19 protein-coding genes are annotated in these 18,508 nt (G+C 71.5%); 7 read left to right on the forward strand and 12 right to left on the reverse strand.

Going from position 1 to position 18,508, the window contains the following annotated elements; all coding sequences use genetic code 11:
• Window positions 1–173 precede the first annotated feature (173 nt).
• The 4 genes from E1289_RS02765 (at window position 174) to E1289_RS02780 (ending at window position 2,480) form a co-directional block, all read left to right on the forward strand.
• Window positions 174–539 (forward strand): hypothetical protein, encoded by a 366-nt coding sequence (locus tag E1289_RS02765; RefSeq protein ID WP_131974922.1) that lies wholly within the window; start codon window positions 174–176, stop codon window positions 537–539.
• An 86-nt stretch (window positions 540–625) separates the two neighbouring features.
• Window positions 626–1,246, forward strand: coding sequence for a DUF3105 domain-containing protein (locus E1289_RS02770; RefSeq protein WP_131974924.1), 621 nt, complete (start codon window positions 626–628; stop codon window positions 1,244–1,246).
• Window positions 1,243–1,851, forward strand: a complete 609-nt coding sequence (locus tag E1289_RS02775; RefSeq protein ID WP_131974926.1) for a DUF305 domain-containing protein — start codon at window positions 1,243–1,245, stop codon at window positions 1,849–1,851. The genes E1289_RS02770 and E1289_RS02775 overlap by 4 nt, the downstream gene beginning before the upstream one ends.
• A 65-nt stretch (window positions 1,852–1,916) precedes the next feature.
• Window positions 1,917–2,480, forward strand: a complete 564-nt coding sequence (locus tag E1289_RS02780; RefSeq protein WP_131974928.1) for a TIGR03086 family metal-binding protein — start codon at window positions 1,917–1,919, stop codon at window positions 2,478–2,480.
• A 266-nt stretch (window positions 2,481–2,746) separates the two neighbouring features.
• On the opposite strand, the gene E1289_RS02785 is transcribed toward E1289_RS02780, so the two are convergent.
• Window positions 2,747–3,982, reverse strand: a complete 1,236-nt coding sequence (locus E1289_RS02785) for a DUF349 domain-containing protein (protein WP_131974930.1) — start codon at window positions 3,980–3,982, stop codon at window positions 2,747–2,749.
• Between the two features lie 73 nt (window positions 3,983–4,055).
• On the reverse strand, window positions 4,056–4,838 hold the full coding sequence (locus tag E1289_RS02790) for a peptidylprolyl isomerase (RefSeq protein ID WP_131974932.1): 783 nt from the start codon (window positions 4,836–4,838) through the stop codon (window positions 4,056–4,058).
• 220 nt (window positions 4,839–5,058) lie between these two features.
• Here E1289_RS02790 and E1289_RS02795 point away from each other — a divergent pair, with 220 nt between their 5' ends.
• From E1289_RS02795 to aspS, 3 genes are read left to right on the forward strand one after another with little or no spacing between them, the layout of a single operon-like run.
• Window positions 5,059–5,754 carry an MBL fold metallo-hydrolase gene (locus E1289_RS02795; RefSeq protein ID WP_131974935.1) on the forward strand — a complete coding sequence of 232 codons (696 nt, stop codon included), beginning with the start codon at window positions 5,059–5,061 and terminating at the stop codon, window positions 5,752–5,754.
• Between the two features lie 12 nt (window positions 5,755–5,766).
• Entirely contained in the window at window positions 5,767–7,047 is a 1,281-nt protein-coding gene (gene hisS, locus E1289_RS02800; RefSeq protein ID WP_131974937.1) for a histidine--tRNA ligase, read from the forward strand.
• A complete protein-coding gene (gene aspS, locus E1289_RS02805; RefSeq protein ID WP_131974939.1) occupies window positions 7,044–8,810 on the forward strand; it encodes an aspartate--tRNA ligase in 1,767 nt (588 codons plus the stop codon). The genes hisS and aspS overlap by 4 nt, the downstream gene beginning before the upstream one ends.
• A 37-nt stretch (window positions 8,811–8,847) precedes the next feature.
• Here aspS and E1289_RS02810 read toward each other — a convergent pair whose 3' ends face one another.
• The 10 genes from E1289_RS02810 to pdxS form a co-directional block, all read right to left on the reverse strand.
• Window positions 8,848–11,022, reverse strand: coding sequence for a bifunctional (p)ppGpp synthetase/guanosine-3',5'-bis(diphosphate) 3'-pyrophosphohydrolase (locus tag E1289_RS02810; RefSeq protein WP_165970310.1), 2,175 nt, complete (start codon window positions 11,020–11,022; stop codon window positions 8,848–8,850).
• A 453-nt stretch (window positions 11,023–11,475) separates the two neighbouring features.
• Window positions 11,476–12,003: an adenine phosphoribosyltransferase gene (locus E1289_RS02815; RefSeq protein ID WP_207928739.1), complete on the reverse strand. Its 528-nt coding sequence runs from the start codon at window positions 12,001–12,003 to the stop codon at window positions 11,476–11,478.
• A 174-nt stretch (window positions 12,004–12,177) separates the two neighbouring features.
• Window positions 12,178–12,699, reverse strand: a complete 522-nt coding sequence (yajC, locus tag E1289_RS02820) for a preprotein translocase subunit YajC (RefSeq protein ID WP_243712570.1) — start codon at window positions 12,697–12,699, stop codon at window positions 12,178–12,180.
• A gap of 177 nt (window positions 12,700–12,876) precedes the next feature.
• Window positions 12,877–13,956: a Holliday junction branch migration DNA helicase RuvB gene (gene ruvB, locus E1289_RS02825; RefSeq protein ID WP_131974943.1), complete on the reverse strand. Its 1,080-nt coding sequence runs from the start codon at window positions 13,954–13,956 to the stop codon at window positions 12,877–12,879.
• Entirely contained in the window at window positions 13,957–14,565 is a 609-nt protein-coding gene (gene ruvA, locus E1289_RS02830; protein ID WP_131974945.1) for a Holliday junction branch migration protein RuvA, read from the reverse strand. It lies immediately after the preceding gene.
• Window positions 14,562–15,137 carry a crossover junction endodeoxyribonuclease RuvC gene (gene ruvC, locus E1289_RS02835; RefSeq protein WP_131974947.1) on the reverse strand — a complete coding sequence of 192 codons (576 nt, stop codon included), beginning with the start codon at window positions 15,135–15,137 and terminating at the stop codon, window positions 14,562–14,564. The genes ruvA and ruvC overlap by 4 nt, the downstream gene beginning before the upstream one ends.
• 117 nt (window positions 15,138–15,254) lie before the next feature.
• Window positions 15,255–16,007, reverse strand: a complete 753-nt coding sequence (locus E1289_RS02840) for a YebC/PmpR family DNA-binding transcriptional regulator (RefSeq protein ID WP_131974949.1) — start codon at window positions 16,005–16,007, stop codon at window positions 15,255–15,257.
• 3 nt (window positions 16,008–16,010) lie between these two features.
• Entirely contained in the window at window positions 16,011–16,628 is a 618-nt protein-coding gene (gene pdxT / locus E1289_RS02845) for a pyridoxal 5'-phosphate synthase glutaminase subunit PdxT (RefSeq protein ID WP_131974951.1), read from the reverse strand.
• 98 nt (window positions 16,629–16,726) lie between these two features.
• Entirely contained in the window at window positions 16,727–17,341 is a 615-nt protein-coding gene (locus E1289_RS02850; RefSeq protein WP_131974953.1) for a hypothetical protein, read from the reverse strand.
• 106 nt (window positions 17,342–17,447) lie between these two features.
• Complete coding sequence (gene pdxS / locus E1289_RS02855) at window positions 17,448–18,365, reverse strand: pyridoxal 5'-phosphate synthase lyase subunit PdxS (protein ID WP_131974955.1); 918 nt, start codon at window positions 18,363–18,365, stop codon at window positions 17,448–17,450.
• Window positions 18,366–18,508 lie beyond the last annotated feature (143 nt).

Genomic DNA, 18,508 nt, shown 5'->3' on the forward strand with positions numbered 1-18,508 from the left:
CGGGGCCGTCCCCGCCTCCGCCGGCGCGTCGAAAAGGCCCTCAGGCTCACCCGATTCCGCCCTGCTGGTCACGCTCCGACAGTATCTTCCGGTGCGGACACTCCCGGCCCCGGGAACCCGCGAAGGGGCTCTGGCGTTGGAATAGCCCGGAAGGCAGATACAGGAGCGTGACGGTGTCCGGTACGACCCCGCGGCGGCGCTACGGGCCGGCCGGGCTGCTCGTGATTCTCTTCGTCGTGGGCGGGCTGATCTTCAGCTACGGCCTGGGCCACGCGCCCGTGTCCCGCGTCTGCACCCAGCAAGCGGTGAGCGCGCCCCTGCAGGACCACTCGTCACTGAAGCAGGGGCAACCGGATGTTCCGCTGAACGCGTGCCTGTGCCTGGCGGTCCTGTTCACCCTCCTCCTGCTGGGCCTCGCCGCCGGATCCGGCCGTCCGGCCTTCCGGTTGCCCGCCCGCGCCGGCTGGGCGGTCGTCCTGCGTCCCGAGGGCAGGCGTGTCCCCGTGCCCCGGCACTCCCTCCAGGTGCTCCGGCTGTAGATGACCGGCCGCAAGGCCACCGCGGCGTCCCCCGGCGCCGCGGTCAGTTCCGCACAGTCATCCACAGCACCCGAAAGGCCCCTCGCATGTCCAAGAGCGCCCGCAACAGAAACGCCCGAAGCAAGAACGCCCGCCCCAAGAACGTCCTCACCCAGCCGCAGGTGCCTTGGGGCACCATCGCCTTCTTCACCGTGATCGGCGTGATGGCGGTCGCCGCCATCGGATACGCGTTCCTGCAGTCCAGGTCGTCCGCCGACGAGTCCGCGTCGATCGCCGGGCTGGTGACCAAGGACGACCTGAGCCGCGACCACGTCACCGGCAGCGTCGACTACGACACCGACCCGCCGGTCGGCGGCGAGCACGACGGCGCCTGGCAGAACTGCAACGGCCGCGTGTACGACGCACCGCTCCGCAACGAGAACGCGGTGCACTCCCTGGAGCACGGCGCCGTCTGGATCACCTACCGCCCCGGGGTTCCCGCCGACCAGCTGGAGGCGCTGCAGACCAGGGTCACCGGCACCGACTACACGTTCATGAGCCCGTACCCGTCCCTGGACGCCCCGATCGCGCTCAGCGCCTGGGGCAGGCAGATCAAGCTGCAGGACGCCGCAGACCCGCGCGTGGACGAGTTCCTCCGCGCCTTCGTGAAGGGCCCGCAGACGCCGGAGCCCGGCGCCCCCTGCGACGGCGCCAAGGACACACCATGACCCGGGGGCGGCGCCCCACGGTCGTCCTGGCGGTCCTCATCCTCCTGACCGGGCTGACGCTGATCGCACTGACCGCGCTCCGTCCCGGCGCGCCAGGGACGAACGACCCCGAAGCCGGATTCGCCCGCGACATGAGCACCCATCACGCCCAGGCGGTGCGGATGTCGTTCATCGTCCGGGACCGCACGGACGACGGCGACGTCCGGCTGCTGGCCTACGACATCATCAACACCCAGCAGGCCCAGATCGGCATGATGACCGCGTGGCTGGACGAGTGGGAACTGCCCAAGACCGACCCGGGAGGCGCCATGCGCTGGATGTCCGGGCACGCGGGCCACGGCGGCGGGGCGGGCGCGATGCCGGGCATGGCGACGCGCGAGCAGCTCGCCGACCTGGAGAAGGCGTCCGGCGAGGACGCGGAGGTGCGGTACCTGCGGCTGATGATCGCCCACCACCGCGGCGGCGTGGACATGGCGGAGGCGGTACTCGCCCGCAGCGGCCACGACCGGGTGCACCGGCTCGCCAAGACGATGGTGGACGGCCAGCGAGCGGAGATCGGCCAGATGAACGCGATGCTCCGCGAGCGGGGCGCCCCCGAGGCGTGAGAGGCACCGGGCGACCTTCGCGATAGCGCTTGACAGGCCGGTCGTATCGCGGGTCACTGGCCACCATGGCTCCGAACCTCAGCGGCTACCACCGGGCCCTCGATCTCTTCGAGGGCCTGGTGGCCGGCGTCCCCCGGGACGGCTGGGACGCGCCGTCGCCCTGCGCGGACTGGACCGCCCGCGACGTCGCCGGCCATGTGACCGGCGGCCAGTACCTGATCATGGCGCTGGCCGGCGGAGAGCCCGAACCCGACATCGGCCGCGACCCGGCGCGGTTCGTCCCGGGCGACGTCCTGATGAGCTGGCGGACGGCCCGCAAGGAGTGCGCCGCCGCCCTCACCCCGGACGCGCTGGCCCGCCCCATCCCGTTCGACGGGCTGGGCGAACTGCCCCTGGCCGACTACCTGGAGGCGTACATCCTGGAGCCGCTGGTGCACGCCTGGGACCTGGCGAAGGCCACGGGCCAGCCGTCCCGCCTGGACCCAGACCTGGTCCACCACGCCTTCGCCACGGCTCAGGTGGTCGCCGCCCACCTACGGGCCGCGGGCCATCTGGCACCCCCACGACACCCCCCGAAAGGCGCAGACGAACAAACCCGCATGCTCGCCTTCCTAGGCAGAACTCCCTAGCCCCCAACTTGTGGCCCCGTGATCGTGCCCGTAGACCCCACAGGGCCGCGCGACTGCGGGAGGTTCGCCTCTTGGCAGCCCCAACATCAGCCGAGGTCACGGGTCGTGCGGCCGGAGCGAGTGCAGCGAGCGCAGGTCGCAGGACCCGCCGAGCCGGGCGACCGCAGCGACACCGCGCGTCCCGCACGGTCACACCGGACCGCAACGGTGGCGTGAGGATCGACCGGCTCGCAACGGGGGTTCCAGGGGGTCGCCCCCCTGGGAGATCAAGAGAACTCTGCGAGGGTCCTCTCGGCCTCTTCCAGCCAGGCCCGGCGGGCGGTGAGGGCCTCTCCGGCTTCCTTGATGTCCTTCTCGCGGCCGGCGTCGCGGGCCTTGGCGAGGCGCTTCTCGAGCTGGTCGATGGAGTTGCGCAGCTGGGTGACGGTGGCTTCGGCGCGTGCGCGGGCCTCGGGGTTGGTACGGCGCCATTCGTTCTCTTCGGCGGCCCGGACGGTCTCCTCGATCTTGCGGAGCCGGCCTTCGAGGCGGTCGCGCTGGTCGCGGGGGACCATGCCGGCAGCCTCCCAGCGTTCCTGGATGCCGCGCAGTGCCTGCCTGGCCTGGCGGACGTCCTTGACGGGCAGCAGCCGTTCCGCCTCGGCGAGGATCTTCTCCTTCGCGGCGGCGTTCTCGCGGAACTCGGCGTCGCGTTCGGCGAAGGCGGCGCTGCGGGCCTGGAAGAAGGTGTCCTGGGCGCCCTTGAAGCGGGCCCAGAGGTCTTCTTCGGCGTCCCTGGAGGCGCGGCCGGCCGTCTTCCAGCGGCGCATCAGGTCGCGGTAGGCGGCGGCCGTCTCGCCCCAGTCGGTCGAGCCGGACATCGCCTCGGCCTCGGCGACGAGGCGTTCCTTCTCCCTGCGGGACTCCTCGCGCTGGTCGTCGAGGGTGGCGAAGTACGCCTTGCGGCGCTTGGTGAAGGCGTTGCGGGCGGACGACAGCCGTTTCCACAGCGCGGTCTCGGTGGGCCGGTCGATGCGGTCGGCGGCCTTCCACTCCTCGACGAGCTGGCGCAGCCGCTCGCCGCCGTTCTTCCAGTGGGTCTCCTCGGCGGCGATCCGCTCCGCCTCGGCGACGATCCGCTCCTTGATCTCGCGGGCCTCGTGGCGGTGCTGCTCGCGCTGGGCCTTGACCTCCTCGCGGCGCCGCCCCACCAGCTCGGTGAGGGCGTCCAGGCGCCGTGCGAGGGCGTCGAGGTCCCCGACGGCGTGCGCGTCGGCGACGGCCTCGCGGAGCCGGTCGATGCTCTGCTGCGCCTGCGCGGGCTGCAGGTCGGTGGTGCGGACCCGCTGCTCCAGCAGGCCGATCTCGGTGACGAGCGCGTCGTACTTGCGCTTGAAGTAGGCCAGGGCCTCTTCGGGCGCACCCGCCTGCCAGGACCCGACGACGCGCTCACCGTCGGACGTCCTGACGTACACGGTGCCGTCCTCGTCCACCCGGCCCCAGGGATCGGTCGCGCTGGACACCCTTGCCTCCTGAATCGCGGGTCCGGATGCTTTCCCAGCCACCGGACCCTCCACACCTTAGTATCCCGTTCGCCTATTTCCCGGCGATCGAGACGTCCCGGATCGTGACCTTCTTCTTGGGTTCGCCGTCTCCGTCGGGTTCCGACCCGGCCTTCGCGATCTCCTGGAGGACGTCCAGTCCCTTGGAGACCTTCCCGAAGACGGTGTAGTCGGGGGGAAGTTCCGAGTCCTTGTAGACGATGAAGAACTGGCTGCCGTTGGAGTCCGGCTGCGAACTGTGCGCCATGGCGAGGGTGCCCGCCTTGTACTGGGCGCCTTCGGTGTTCTCGTTGGCGTACTGGTAGCCCGGCCCGCCGGTGCCCTTGCCGGTGGGGTCACCGCATTGCAGGACGTTGAGCCCGCCGCTGGTCAGCCGGTGGCAGTCGGTCTTGTCGTAGAAGTTCGCGTCGGCCAGGAACGCGAAGGAGTTGACGGTGCAGGGTGCGTTCTCACCGTCCAGTTCCATCACGACGTTGCCGTGGTTGGTCTTGACGGTCGCCTTCACCGTTCCCTTGTGTACCGGCTTGACCGGTGGTGTCCCGAGGTCCTCGGGGGCGCCCGGCACCTGCGCCGGCTTGTAGGTGCACTCCCCCGGCTTGGCCTGCGGGGTCGCGGACGCCTTCGCGGCGGCCTCGGACTCATCGTCCCCGCCGGTGAGCGCGACGATCGCGGCGCCGCCGGCGACGATCGCGGCCACCGCGCCCGCCGAGCCCATGACCTTGAGGCGGCGCGCCCGCGCCGCCTGCTGAGCCCGCCGCTGTTCCTGCCGCTCGTAACGCGCACGCGCGAGCTGCTTCTTGCGGTCCTTCCCCGCCACGGCCTGCTCCTCCGATGTGATCAGGTGAACGTGCAGCGCATAGTAGCGGCCCCCGGAAGCGAACGCGTCCCGGCTTTCAGCGAGCGCTCAGGTGGCGGGGCGCCCGGGGGCGGGCGCCGGGGGACGCGACACGGCGACCCGCCGATCTCGTTCGCGGTGGCCGCGGCCGCGCCGGTACCCTCGGACAGGCCACCCGAGATGGTTCTAAGGAAGGACGACCGTGCTCGTCGCCGGGTTCCCCGCCGGATCTTTCGCCGCGAACTGCTACGTCGTGGCGCCCGCCGCGGGTGAGGAGTGCGTCATCATCGACCCCGGCGAGGACGCCGAGGGCGGGATCGAGGAGATCCTGCGCGAGCACCGGCTGAAGCCGGTCGCGGTGCTGCTGACGCACGGCCATCTCGACCACGTGTGGTCGGTGGCGCCGGTCTGCGGCGCGAAGGACGTCCCCGCCTACATCCACCCGGACGACCGCGACCTGCTCACCGATCCGGCGAAGGGGCTGTCGCTCGGCGCCGGGCAGCAGCTGTTCGGCGGCCTGGAGCTGGCGGAGCCCGACGATGTGCAGGAGCTGGCCGACGGGGCGGTGCTGGAGCTGGCGGGGCTGAGCTTCACCGTCGACCACGCGCCGGGCCATACGCCCGGGTCGGTGACCTTCCGGACGCCGAGGACGCGGGAACTCCCCGACGTGATGTTCACGGGAGACCTGCTGTTCGCCGGCTCGATCGGACGCACCGACCTGCCGGGCGGGTCGTACGAGGAGATCCTCGCCAGCCTGTCGCGGGTGTGCCTCGGCATGCCCGACGAGACGGCCGTCCTGCCCGGCCACGGGACACAGACCACAATCGGCCGCGAGCGCGCCACAAACCCTTTCCTTTCGGAACTGGCTCCCGCGGACGGCCCCGGCAAGGGATTCTGAGCCTAAAAGACCATGAGTTCGAGTTTCCGGGCCCCCAAGGGGGTCAGTGAATACGTTCCGCCGCGGGCGGACCTCTTCTACGCCATCCGGGAGGCGTTCGCCGAGCAGGCGAGGCTCGCCGGATACGGCTACCTGGAGCTGGCCGTCTTCGAGGACACCAACCTGTTCAGGCGCGGTGTCGGGGAGTCCACCGACGTGGTCTCCAAGGAGATGTACACCTTCGAGGACAGGGGCGGCCGCTCGCTGACGCTGCGTCCCGAGTTCACCGCCTCGGTGCTGCGGTCGGTGCTGGAGAACAACCTCCACAAGGGCGCACTGCCGGTGAAGGTGTGGACGACCGGGCCGGCGTTCCGCGCCGAACGGCCCCAGCAGGGCCGCTACCGGCAGTTCTACCAGCTCGACCTGGAGGCGATCGGCAGCGAGGACCCGCGGGTCGACGCCGAGACGATCGCGATCGCGTGGCACTGGTACCGCTCCCTCGGGCTGACCCGGGTGCGGCTGCTGCTGAACTCGCTCGGCTGCAAGGAGTGCCGTCCCGCGTACCGGGCCCTGCTGCAGGACTTCCTGCGCCGCCTGGACCTGGACGACGACACCCGCGCCCGGGTGGAGATCAACCCGCTGCGGGTGCTGGACGACAAGCGGCCCCAGGTGCGGGCGCAGCTCACGGGCGCGCCCCTGATGGCCGACCACCTGTGCCCGGCGTGCAAGGCGTACCACGACCAGGTCCGCGAGCTGCTCGCCGACCTCGGCATCACGTGGGAGGACACCCCCACGCTCGTCCGGGGGCTCGACTACTACACCCGGACGACCTACGAGTTCGACCACCCGCTGCTGGGCGCCCAGTCCGGCATCGGCGGCGGGGGCCGCTACGACGGGCTGTCGGAGGACATCGGCGGCCCGCCGCTGCCCGGCATCGGGTTCGGGCTCGGCCTGGACCGCACGGTCCTCGCGCTGGAGGCCGAGGCGCCGGAGGCCGGGGACGCCGTGGTCGCCGCCCGGCCGCGCTGCGAGGCGTTCGGGGTGGCGCTCGGCGAGGCCGCCGAGCGCCGAATGTTCGCGCTGGTCGACGAGCTGCGCCGGGCCGGGATCGCCGCCGACATGGCGTTCGGCGGCAAGAAGCTGAAGGGCGCCATGAAGGACGCGGACCGCTCGGGTGCCCGCTACGCCGTGATCCTCGGGGAGCGAGATATCGCCGACGGCGTCGCCCAGGTCAAGGATCTCGCCGAGGGCGAGCAGACCGCCGTCCCGCTCACCGGCATCGTCACGACGTTGAAGGAAAGGCTCTCCACATGATCCGCACCCACGAGGCGGGGACGCTCCGCAAGGAGCACGCCGGGCAGCAGGTCACGCTGGCCGGCTGGGTCGGCCGCCGCCGCGACCACGGCGGTGTCACGTTCATCGACCTGCGCGACGCCTCCGGCACCGCGCAGGTCGTGTTCCGCGAAGAGGACGCCGCTCACGACCTGCGCTCGGAGTTCTGCGTGAAGGTCGTCGGGGAGGTGCGCGTCCGGCCGGCGGGCAACGAGAACCCCGAGCTGCCGACCGGGGACATCGAGGTCGCCGCCGCCGACATCGAGGTGCTGTCCGATGCGGCGCCGCTGCCGTTCCCCATCGAGGGCGACGTCAACGTCAACGAGGAGATCCGGCTCAAGTACCGGTACCTCGACCTGCGCCGCGACGCCGTCGCGCGGGCGGTGAAGGTCCGCTCCGAGGCGTCGTTCCTGGTGCACGAGGTGATGCGCGAGCACGGCTTCGTCAACGTCGAGACCCCGACGCTGACCCGGTCGACGCCCGAGGGCGCCCGCGACTTCCTGGTGCCGGTCCGGCTGCAGCCGGGCCACTGGTACGCGCTGCCGCAGTCGCCGCAGCTGTTCAAGCAGCTGCTCATGGTGGGCGGGCTGGAGCGCTACTACCAGATCGCCCGCTGCTATCGGGACGAGGACTTCCGCGCCGACCGGCAGCCGGAGTTCACCCAGATCGACATCGAGATGTCGTTCGTGGACCAGGACGACGTCCTGCGGGTCTCCGAGGACCTCGTCTCCCGTCTCTGGAAGGAGATCGGCGGATACGAGATCCCCCGGCCGATCCCCCACATCACCTACGCCGACGCGATGGCCCGGTACGGCTCCGACAAGCCCGACCTGCGGTTCGGCCTGGAGCTGACCGACATGACCGAGTACTTCGCGGGCACGTCGTTCCGGGTGTTCCAGGCCCCGTACGTCGGCGCGGTGGTCATGCCGGGCGGCGCGTCCCAGACCCGCAGGGAGCTGGACGGCTGGCAGGACTGGGCGAAGGCCCGCGGCGCCCGCGGCCTCGCGTACGTGCTCGTCCAGGAGGACGGGACGCTCGGCGGGCCCGTCGCGAAGAACCTCTCCGACGCCGAGAAGGAGGGCCTCGCCGCGCAGACCGGCGCCGGCATCGGCGACGCGGTCTTCTTCGGCGCCGGGAAGCGGCACGCCACGCAGGAACTGCTGGGCGCCGCCCGGCTGGAGATCGGCCGCCGCCGCGAGCTGATCGACGAGTCGGCGTGGAAGTTCGTGTGGGTGGTCGACGCGCCGGTCTTCGAACCGGTCGAGGACGACAAGGGCGAGCAGATCGGCTGGACGGCCGTCCACCATCCGTTCACCGCGCCGAAGGCGGAGTTCGCCGCGACCTTCCAGGACGACCCGGGCGGCGCGCTCGCGAATGCCTACGACCTCGTCCTGAACGGCACCGAGATCGGCGGCGGGTCCCTGCGCATCCACCGCGCGGAGATGCAGCAGCGGGTGTTCGACGTGCTGGGCATGTCGAAGGAGGAGGCCGAGTCGAAGTTCGGGTTCCTGCTGGAGGCGTTCAAGTTCGGGCCGCCCCCGCACGGCGGCATCGCGTTCGGCTGGGACCGGATGGTCATGCTCCTGTCCCGGCAGGAATCGATCCGCGACGTGATCGCCTTCCCGAAGGCGGCGTCCGGCTACGACCCGCTGACGGCCGCCCCGACGCCGATCACGCCGCGGCAGCGCGCCGAGGCCGGCGTCGACGTGGACCCCGCGGAGAAGACCGAGACCGCCGGGGGCTGACCGGCGGGAACGACCCCGTGGCAGGCGGCGCCGTCCCTCAGCGGGCGGCGCCGCTCGGCGTCCGGTAGACGTCGTAGACGCCGTCGATGGAGCGGACGGCCTTCAGGACGTGGCCGAGGTGCTTCGGGTCGCCCATCTCGAACGTGAAGCGGCTGACGGCGACGCGGTCGCGGGTCGTGGTGACCGAGGCCGACAGGATGTTGACGTGCTGGTCGGACAGCACGCGGGTCACGTCCGACAGCAGCCGGGGACGGTCGAGGGCCTCGACCTGGATCGCGACCAGGAAGACCGAGTCCTCCCCCGGGGACCATTTCACGTCGATGAGCCGGTCGGGCTGCGACCTCAGGCTCGCGACGTTCGCGCAGTCGGCGCGGTGGACGGAGACGCCGTGCCCGCGCGTGACGAACCCGACGATCTCGTCGCCCGGCACCGGGGTGCAGCAGCGCGACAGCCGCACCCACACGTCGGGGTCGTCGGCCACGACGACGCCCGGGTCGCCCGCGGGACGGGTCCGCTTGCGGCGGGTCGGCAGCGCGAGCTCCGCGAGGTCCTCCTCGGCGCTCTCCACCCCGCCGAGGGCGTCCACGAGCCGCTGGACGACGTGCTGCGCGGAGATCTGGCTCTCCCCGACCGCCGCGTACAGCGACGACACGTCCGGGTAGCGCATGTCGCGGGCGAGGGCGAGCAGCGCCTCCCCGGACATCATCCGCTGCAGCGGCATGTTCTGCTTGCGCATCGCGCGGGCGATGGCGTCCTTGCCGGACTCGATCGCGGTGTCGCGGCGCTCCTTGGAGAACCAGTGCTTGATCTTGTTGCGGGCGCGGGCGCTCTTGACGAAGCCGAGCCAGTCGCGGCTCGGACCCGCGTCCGGCGACTTGGAGGTGAAGACCTCGACGGTGTCGCCGTTGTCGAGGGTCGATTCGAGGGGGACGAGCCGCCCGTTGACACGGGCGCCGATACATCGGTGCCCGACCTCGGTGTGGATCGCGTACGCGAAGTCGACGGGGGTCGCGCCCTGCGGCAGCGCGATCACGTCGCCCTTCGGCGTGAACACGAACACCTCGGAGACCGACAGGTCGAACCGCAGCGACTCCAGGAACTCGGCGGGGTCGGCGGTCTCCTTCTGCCAGTCGAGGAGCTGGCGGAGCCACTGCATGTCACCGGCCTTGCGCCCGGCGACCGTCTCCTCCTTGTACTTCCAGTGCGCGGCGACGCCGTACTCGGCGCGGCGGTGCATGCCCCAGGTGCGGATCTGCAGTTCGACCGGCTTGCCCCCGGGGCCGATCACCGTCGTGTGCAGCGACTGGTACATGTTGAACTTCGGCATCGCGATGTAGTCCTTGAACCGGCCGGGGACCGGGTTCCACCGCGCGTGGATGGTGCCGAGGGCGGCGTAGCAGTCGCGGACGCTGTCGACGAGGACCCGGATGCCGACCAGGTCGTAGATGTCGTCGAAGCTGACGTCCCGCGCGATCATCTTCTGGTAGATCGAGTAGTAGTGCTTCGGGCGCCCGGTGACGGTCGCCTTGATCCGGGCGTCGCGCAGGTCGGCGGAGACGTACTGGATCACTTCCTGGAGGTAGACGTCGCGGCGCGGGGCGCGCTCGGACACCAGGCGGGCGATCTCGTCGAACCGCTTGGGGTACATCGTGGCGAACGCGAGGTCCTCCAGCTCCCACTTCAGCGTGTTCATCCCGAGGCGGTGCGCGAGCGGCGCGAACACCTCCAGGGTCTCGCGGGCCTTCTTCTCCTGCTTGTGCCGCGGCATGTAGCGCAGCGTGCGCATGTTGTGCAGCCGGTCGCCGAGCTTGATCACCAGCACGCGGATGTCGCGGGACATCGCGACGACCATCTTGCGGACGGTCTCGGCCTCGGCGGCCTCCCCGTACTTGACCTTGTCGAGCTTGGTGACGCCGTCGACGAGGGCGGCGATCTCGTCGCCGAAGTCGGCGCGCAGCTGGTCGAGCGTGTAGGGGGTGTCCTCGACGGTGTCGTGCAGCAGCGCCGCGCACAGCGTCTCGGTGTTCATGCCGAGCTCGGCGAGGATGGTGGCGACGGCGAGCGGGTGCGTGATGTACGGGTCGCCGCTCTTGCGCTTCTGGTGCCGGTGGTGGTGGGCGGCGACGTCGTAGGCGCGCTCGATGAGCCGGAGGTCCGCCTTGGGATGGGTGTTGCGGACCGTCTTGATCAGTGGTTCGAGTACCGGGTTCATAGCGGGGCCGCGCTGGGCGCCCAACCTGGCGAGCCTTCGGCGCACCCGGGCGGCAGACGGTGGAATCGTGGCCTGTGCGGGCCTGGACGGTACGGCGGGCTCATCAGCGGCCTGCTCTCCGGAAGCCTGATCTTCGGAGGCCCGCTCGGAAGCCTGGGCTTCCGGGGCCTGCTCTGCGGGAGCCTGGCCTGGGGCTTCGGGTGCGGGGCGGCGCCGAGGCGCCCCGGGTTTCTTCGCGGACCCCCGGGGCGGTTCCGTGGGTGGTTCGGCCGCGGTCTCCGCCACCGGGCCGGTCTCGGCGGCCCTGACGGCGTCGTTCACCGCGTCGGTCGATACCACCTCACCGGGCACCCAGCCTCCTTGGTCCATCCGCACGCATGATCACCGCGTCCGCGGGATGCGCCCGTCCCCACCGGTCCCTGATGGCGCCAGTGTATCCGGCACCTTTTGGTACTAGACCGTAACCAGCGAATGGACGTCCAAATTCCGCAGCTTGTCGCGCCCCTGCAGGAACGACAGTTCGAGGAGGACCGACAGGCCGGCCACCTCGGCGCCGCTGCGGCGGACGAGATCGGCGGCGGCCCTGGCCGTCCCTCCCGTGGCCAGGACGTCGTCGACGATCAGCACACGGTCTCCGGGTTCGAGGGCGTCGAGGTGGATCTCGATCGTCTCGGTCCCGTACTCGAGATCGTAGGTCTCCTCGTCCGTCCGCGACGGCAGTTTCCCCTTTTTCCGCACGGGGACGAATCCCGCGCCGAAGTGGTAGGCGACGGGCGCGGCGAGGATGAACCCGCGGGCCTCGATTCCGACGATCTTGTCGATGGTGCCCCGGCCGTGGTGGTTGACGATCGCGTCGACCACGCCGGCGAACGCGACGTGGTCGGCCAGCAGAGGGGTGATGTCCTTGAAGACCACCCCGGGCTTGGGGTAGTCGTCCACGTCGCGGATCCGCTCCTGGATCAGCTTCCCGAGGTCCACCATGTGCTCCTACCTGCCTCCGCGTCGTTTCCGCCGGGTTCGGCGTCCGGGCCCGCAGACGAAGACGGCGGCGGACTCGCTCCGCCGCCGTTCTCGTCTCGTACGTTCTTCTTCACCGGCCCGCCATCGCCGGCGGAGAGGGGACCCGCCGGCGTCGCGCCGCGACCGGTAACGGCGTCAGGCGCCGGACTTGCCGGTGGCCTTGACCTTCGCCCGGCCCTTGGGCTCGGCGTCGGGCTCGTCCGCCGCGGCCGTCTCGCCCGCCTTGCCGTCCTCGTCCTCGGTCTCGTCGCCGGCGTCCTCGTGCTCGCCGGCGTCGTCCTTGGCGAGGTCGACGCGGTCGCCGCTCTCGTCGCCGTCGCCGTCCTCGTCCTCGTCGTCCTCGTCGAGGTCATCGGACACGTCGTCCTTGAGGACCTGCATGACGGCCTGCTTGACGAAGCGGACCTCGACGCCGTCCGCGATCTCCAGCAGGAGACCGTCGTCGTCGACGTCCACGACGGTGGCCTGCATGCCGCTCGTCGTCAGCACCCGCGAGCCGGGCTCGATGGAGTTCTGCAGCTGCATCTGCTCCTTGCGGCGCTTGCTCTGCGGCCGGATGAGCAGGAAGTAGAAGACCAGGGGAATGGCGAGGAGGAGGAGCAGGTTGAAGGCCCCGCTGCCGCCCGACTCCGCCGCGATAATCATGTCGCCGCCCATTACTGGGGCATCCTTCCGAAGTTGTTGGCCCAGCCTGGTGACCGGACCGGTCATGTGCAACGGGACCGCCGGCTGGAGGCGGTGGACCGAGTCCCGGAGTCTAGAGAGTACGCCAGAACCCGGCAACGACGTGACGTCCGGTGACGCCGGGAAGTTCCCAACCCGTTACCGACATGATCACTCGCCGGGCCGGCCGGCGTCCCCGTCGACGTCGAACAGCGTCCCCGCCATCGGCGCGGTCGGCGGCTGCACGAGCCCCAGGTGGGCCCACGCCGCCGCGGTGGCGATCCGCCCGCGGGGCGTCCTCGCCAGCAGCCCCTGGCGCACCAGGAACGGCTCCGCGACGACCTCCACGGTCTCGGGTTCCTCACCCACCGACACGGCCAGGGTCGACAACCCGACCGGCCCGCCGCCGAACTTGCGCATCAGCGATTCGAGCACGGCACGGTCGAGCCGGTCGAGGCCCCGTTCGTCCACCTCGTACAACGCGAGGGCGGCCCGCGCGGATTCCTGGGTGACGGTCCCGTCGGCGCGGACCTCGGCGTAGTCGCGGACGCGGCGCAGCAGCCGGTTGGCGATACGGGGCGTGCCGCGGGACCGCCCGGCGATCTCGGCGGCCGCGTCGTCGCCGACCTCCACGCCCAGCAGCTTCGCCGACCGCCGGACGATGATCTCCAGTTCGGCCGCGTCGTAGAAGTCCATGTGGGCGACGAACCCGAACCGGTCGCGCAGCGGGCCGGGCAGCATCCCCGCGCGGGTGGTGGCGCCCACCAGCGTGAACGGCGCGATGTCCAGCGGGATCGCGGTCGCCCCCGGGCCCTTGCCGACCACGACGTCGACGCGGAAGTCCTCCATCGCCATGTAGAGCATCTCCTCGGCGGGCCGCGCCAGCCGGTGGATCTCGTCCAGGAACAGCACCTCGCCCTCGGCGAGCGTGGACAGCACCGCCGCGAGGTCGCCGGCCCGCTCGATCGCCGGTCCGGAGGAGATGCGCAGCGGCTGCCCCAGCTCCGCCGCGATGATCATGGCGAGGGTGGTCTTGCCGAGGCCGGGCCCGCCCGACAGCAGGACGTGGTCGGGTGTGCGGCCGCGGCGCAGCGCGCTCTGCAGCACCAGCGAGAGCTGCTCGCGCACCCGCTCCTGCCCGACGAAGTCACCGAGCTTGCGGGGCCGCAGCGCGGCCTCGATCCGCTGCTCCTCCGCCCCGTCCGCGTCCGCGGACACGAGCCGCTCAAGCCCCGGTTCGCTATCACCCATTTATTTGCTCAGCTTCCGCAAGGCCGACTTCAGCAGCACCGCGACGGCCGGGGTCTCGCCGCTCCCGTCGAGGTCGGCGGCGACGGCGTCGACGGCCGCGTCGGCGTCCTTGGCGGACCAGCCCAGGTTGATCAGGCCCAACTGGACCTGCTCGCGCCACGGTTCGGCGCGAGCGGGTGCGCGGACGCCGCCGGGCCCGTCGCCGACCGGGCCGCCCAGCCGGTCCCTGAGCTCCAGGACGATGCGCTGGGCGCCCTTCTTGCCGATGCCGGGGACCTTGGTGAGGGCGGTCAGGTCCTCGCTCGCCACCGCGTGCCGCAGCGCGTTCGGGGTGTGCACGGCGAGCATCGCCAGCGCCAGCCGGGGCCCGATGCCGCTCGCCGTCTGCAGCAGCTCGAAGACCGTGCGCTCGTCGTCGTCGGCGAACCCGAACAGGGTGAGCGAGTCCTCGCGGACGACGAGCGAGGTCGGCACCGTCGCCTCGTCGCCGACCCGCAGCCCGGCCAGGGTGGCGGGGGTGCACTGCACCGAGAGACCGACGCCGTGCACGTCGATCACCGCGCCGTCGGGCCCGGCGGCGGCAACCCGGCCGCTGACGAAGGCGATCACTTGACGCTTCCTCCTCTGCTCCGGGCGGCGAGCCGCGCGCGCTCGGCCCTGGCCGCATCCTCGATCCGCGACCGCTGCCCCGCGGCGAGCCGCTGCCGCGCTCCCCCGCGCCACACGTGGCAGATGGCCAGTGCGAGCGCGTCGGCCGCGTCCGCGGGCTTGGGGGCCGTGTCCAGGGACAGGAGCCGGGTCACCATCCGGGTCACCTGGGCCTTGTCGGCCCGCCCGTTGCCGGTGACGGCGGCCTTGGCCTCGCTCGGGGTGTGCAGCGCGACGGGCAGCCCGCGCCGGGCGGCCGACAGCATCGCGACACCGGCGGCCTGCGCGGTGCCCATCACGGTGCGGACGTTGTGCTGCGAGAACACGCGCTCGACGGCGACGGCGTCGGGGCGCAGCTCGTCCATGAGCGCCTCGATGCCCGACTCGATCCCCAGCAGCCGCAGCGCGACCTCGTCATCGGGGTCGGTCCGCACGACGGACACGTGGACCAGGTGGAGCCGCTTGCCCGGGACGCCCTCGACGACCCCCACCCCGCACCGGGTGAGCCCGGGGTCCACCCCCATCACCCGCAAGGCCACTCCTTCGATCACTTGTTCGGCCGCCAACGCTACCAACCCGGGGCCGGATCGTGGAGGGCGCGGCGGGGCGTGTTCTCGAAGTGGTCCAGGGAGGTGGGCGGCGGGCCGGGCTCAGTCCAGGGTGGCGAGGACGTCGTCGGAGACGTCGAAGTTGGCGTAGACGTCCTGCACGTCGTCGGAGTCCTCCAGGGCGTCCAGAAGGCGGAAGACCTTTTTGGCGTTGTCCTCGTCGAGGGGGACCGTGACGCTCGGCAGGAACTTGCTCTCGGCCGACTCGTAGTCGATCCCGGCGTCCACCAGCGCGGTGCGGACCGCGACCAGGTCGCCCGCCTCGCTGACGACCTCGAAGCTGTCGTCGTCGAGGTCGTTGACCTCCTCGGCGCCGGCGTCCAGGACGGCGAGCATCACGTCGTCCTCACTGGTGCCCGCCTTGGGGACGATCACGACGCCCTTGCGGTTGAACATGTAGGACACCGAGCCCGGGTCGGCGAGGGAGCCGCCGTTGCGGGTGAGGGCGACGCGGACCTCGGAGGCCGCGCGGTTGCGGTTGTCGGTCAGGCACTCGATCAGGACGGCGACCCCGCCGGGCGCGTAGCCCTCGTAGGTGATGGTCTGCCAGTCGGCGCCCCCGGCCTCCTCACCGGCGCCGCGCTTGCGCGCGCGCTCGATGTTGTCGTTGGGGACGGAGTTCTTCTTCGCCTTGTAGATGGCGTCGTAGAGGGTCGGGTTGGCGTCCGGATCGCCGCCGCCCGTACGGGCCGCCACCTCGATGTTCTTGATCAGCTTGGCGAAGAGCTTGCCCCGTTTGGCGTCGAGGGCCGCCTTCTTGTGCTTGGTCGTCGCCCACTTGGAATGGCCGGACATCTGTCACTCCTCCTCTGTGGTCCGGCGCACCAGATCGGCGAAGTAGTGGTGCACGCGGAAATCGCCTGTCAACTCCGGATGGAACGCGGTCGCCATGAGGCGCCCCTGGCGGACGGCGACGATCCTACCGGCGTTCGGGCCGCCGTCGGCGCGTCCGATGATCTCGACGCCGTCCCCGACGGACTCCACCCAGGGAGCGCGGATGAAAACGGCGTGGTACGGCGTGTCCCCCATGCCGGTCAGCGGGACGTCGGACTCGAACGAGTCGACCTGCCGGCCGAAGGCGTTGCGCCGGACGGTCATGTCGATCCCGCCGACCGTCTCCTGACCCGCCGCGCCGTCCACGATGCGGTCCGCGAGCATGATCATGCCGGCGCAGGAGCCGTAGGCGGGCAGTCCCGCCTCGATCCGCTTGCGCAGCGGCTCCAGCAGCTCGAACGAGCGCGCCAGCCGCCACATGGTGGTGGACTCGCCACCGGGCAGCACGAGGCCGTCGACGCGCTCCAGCTCGTCGGGGCGGCGCACGTTCAGGGTGCGGGCCCCGGCGGCCTCCAGCGCGCGTGCGTGCTCGCGCACGTCGCCCTGCAGGGCCAGGACACCGATCGTCGGCACAGCGGTCACGCGAAAACCTTCCGGGGGTTCGGGGGGTCGTTCAACCCTAGACGTTCGTTACAACGCCGCTCGTCACGGCACGTCTTCCCCGGGGCCGGGGCTGCGGCTCAGACGTGCTTGAAGCGGCGCAGCGGGAGCTCCAGCGGCAGGAACCCGTCCTTGCCCCGGTCGGCGATGCCGCGGCCGAACATGTGCTCCTCGGCGAGCGCGAGCCCGAACTCCTCCGGGTCGAACGGCAGCGGGACGTCGGGGGCACCCGCGTCGATGGCGCGCCAGAACGGCCGCTCGGCGGGGAGCCGCTCGCCCTGGTCGACGACGACGCCGTCCTCGGCGGTGACGAACACGTCGCGCAGCAGCTCGCCGGACTCGTACCAGCGGAACCAGCAGCCGCGGATGACGTTGTGCAGGACGAGGACGCCGCAGTGCGAGCCGGGCAGCGCGGCCGCGGCGGTGTCGGCGATGCGGCGGGCGTCGTCGTCTAGGCAGAACAGCCGCCGGTCGCACAGCAGCAGGGCCCGCTCGAACGCCCCGACGAACAGCTCGTCCTCGTACGGCCAGAGCGCGAAGTCCAGGACCGTGTCACCGGTCTCGGTCAGGGTGTCGGCCGGGTAGAGACCCCGCGCGATCGCCGCGGCGGCGTCCGGATCGGGCACCAGGCCCGGCCGGAACACCTCGGTGGGTTCACCCGCGCTCGCGCAGGCCAGCGCGACCGACCAAGCCATGCTCTTCCCCTCCCGCCGCCGGGCGCCGCCCGGGGCCTCCTCCCCGTCGCCGGGGCCGCCGTTCCGCACCCGGCCGCGCCGCCAGCGTAACCCCGCCGGGTTCACGTCACCAGCCGCGGCCCGCGAACTTCTGGTCCTCGCCGAGGCCGGCGGCGCTGATGCCGACCATGGCCTCCCCGAGGCCGCGGGAGACCTTGGCGATCACCCCGGGGTCGTCGTGGAAGGTGGTGGCCTTGACGATGGCCTCGGCGCGCTGGGCCGGGTTCCCGGACTTGAAGATCCCGGAGCCGACGAAGACGCCCTCGGCGCCGAGCTGCATCATCATGGCCGCGTCGGCGGGGGTGGCGATGCCGCCCGCGGTGAACAGCACGACCGGCAGCTTCCCGGCGGCCGCGACCTCCCTGACGAGCTCGTAGGGGGCCTGGAGCTCCTTGGCGGCGACGTACAGCTCGTCCTCCGGGAGGTTCTGGAGGCGGCGGATCTGCTGCCGGATCTGGCGCATGTGCGTGGTGGCGTTGGACACGTCGCCGGTCCCGGCCTCGCCCTTGGAGCGGATCATGGCCGCGCCCTCGGTGATGCGGCGCAGCGCCTCGCCGAGGTTGGTGGCGCCGCAGACGAACGGGACGGTGAACGCCCACTTGTCGATGTGGTTGTCGTAGTCGGCCGGGGTGAGGACCTCGGACTCGTCGACGTAGTCGACGCCCAGGGCCTGCAGCACCTGCGCCTCGACGAAGTGGCCGATGCGGGCCTTGGCCATGACCGGGATGGACACCGCGCTGATGATCCCGTCGATCATGTCGGGGTCGCTCATCCGGGAGATGCCGCCCTCGGCGCGGATGTCGGCGGGCACCCGCTCCAGGGCCATGACGGCGACCGCGCCCGCGTCTTCGGCGATCTTCGCCTGCTCGGGCGTGACGACGTCCATGATCACGCCGCCCTTGAGCATCTCCGCCATGCCGCGCTTGACGCGGGCGGTCCCGGTCTCGGGCGTGGCGTTCTCAGGGGCGGGACTGGAAGTGGACACGGGTTTTCCTCACATGGAAGTACGACAAGTCCGTTCCATGGTATTGCCTGCTAGGGCGACCGCTAGACACGCCATAGTGTCAACGCGGGCGGGCCATCGTTTACAGAGTGGTGGTTGACGCGGCGCCGGGGCGCCGTGCCGCC

Origin of the sequence: Actinomadura sp. 6K520, from assembly GCF_004349245.1 — a bacterium.
Lineage (GTDB): Bacteria > Actinomycetota > Actinomycetes > Streptosporangiales > Streptosporangiaceae > Spirillospora.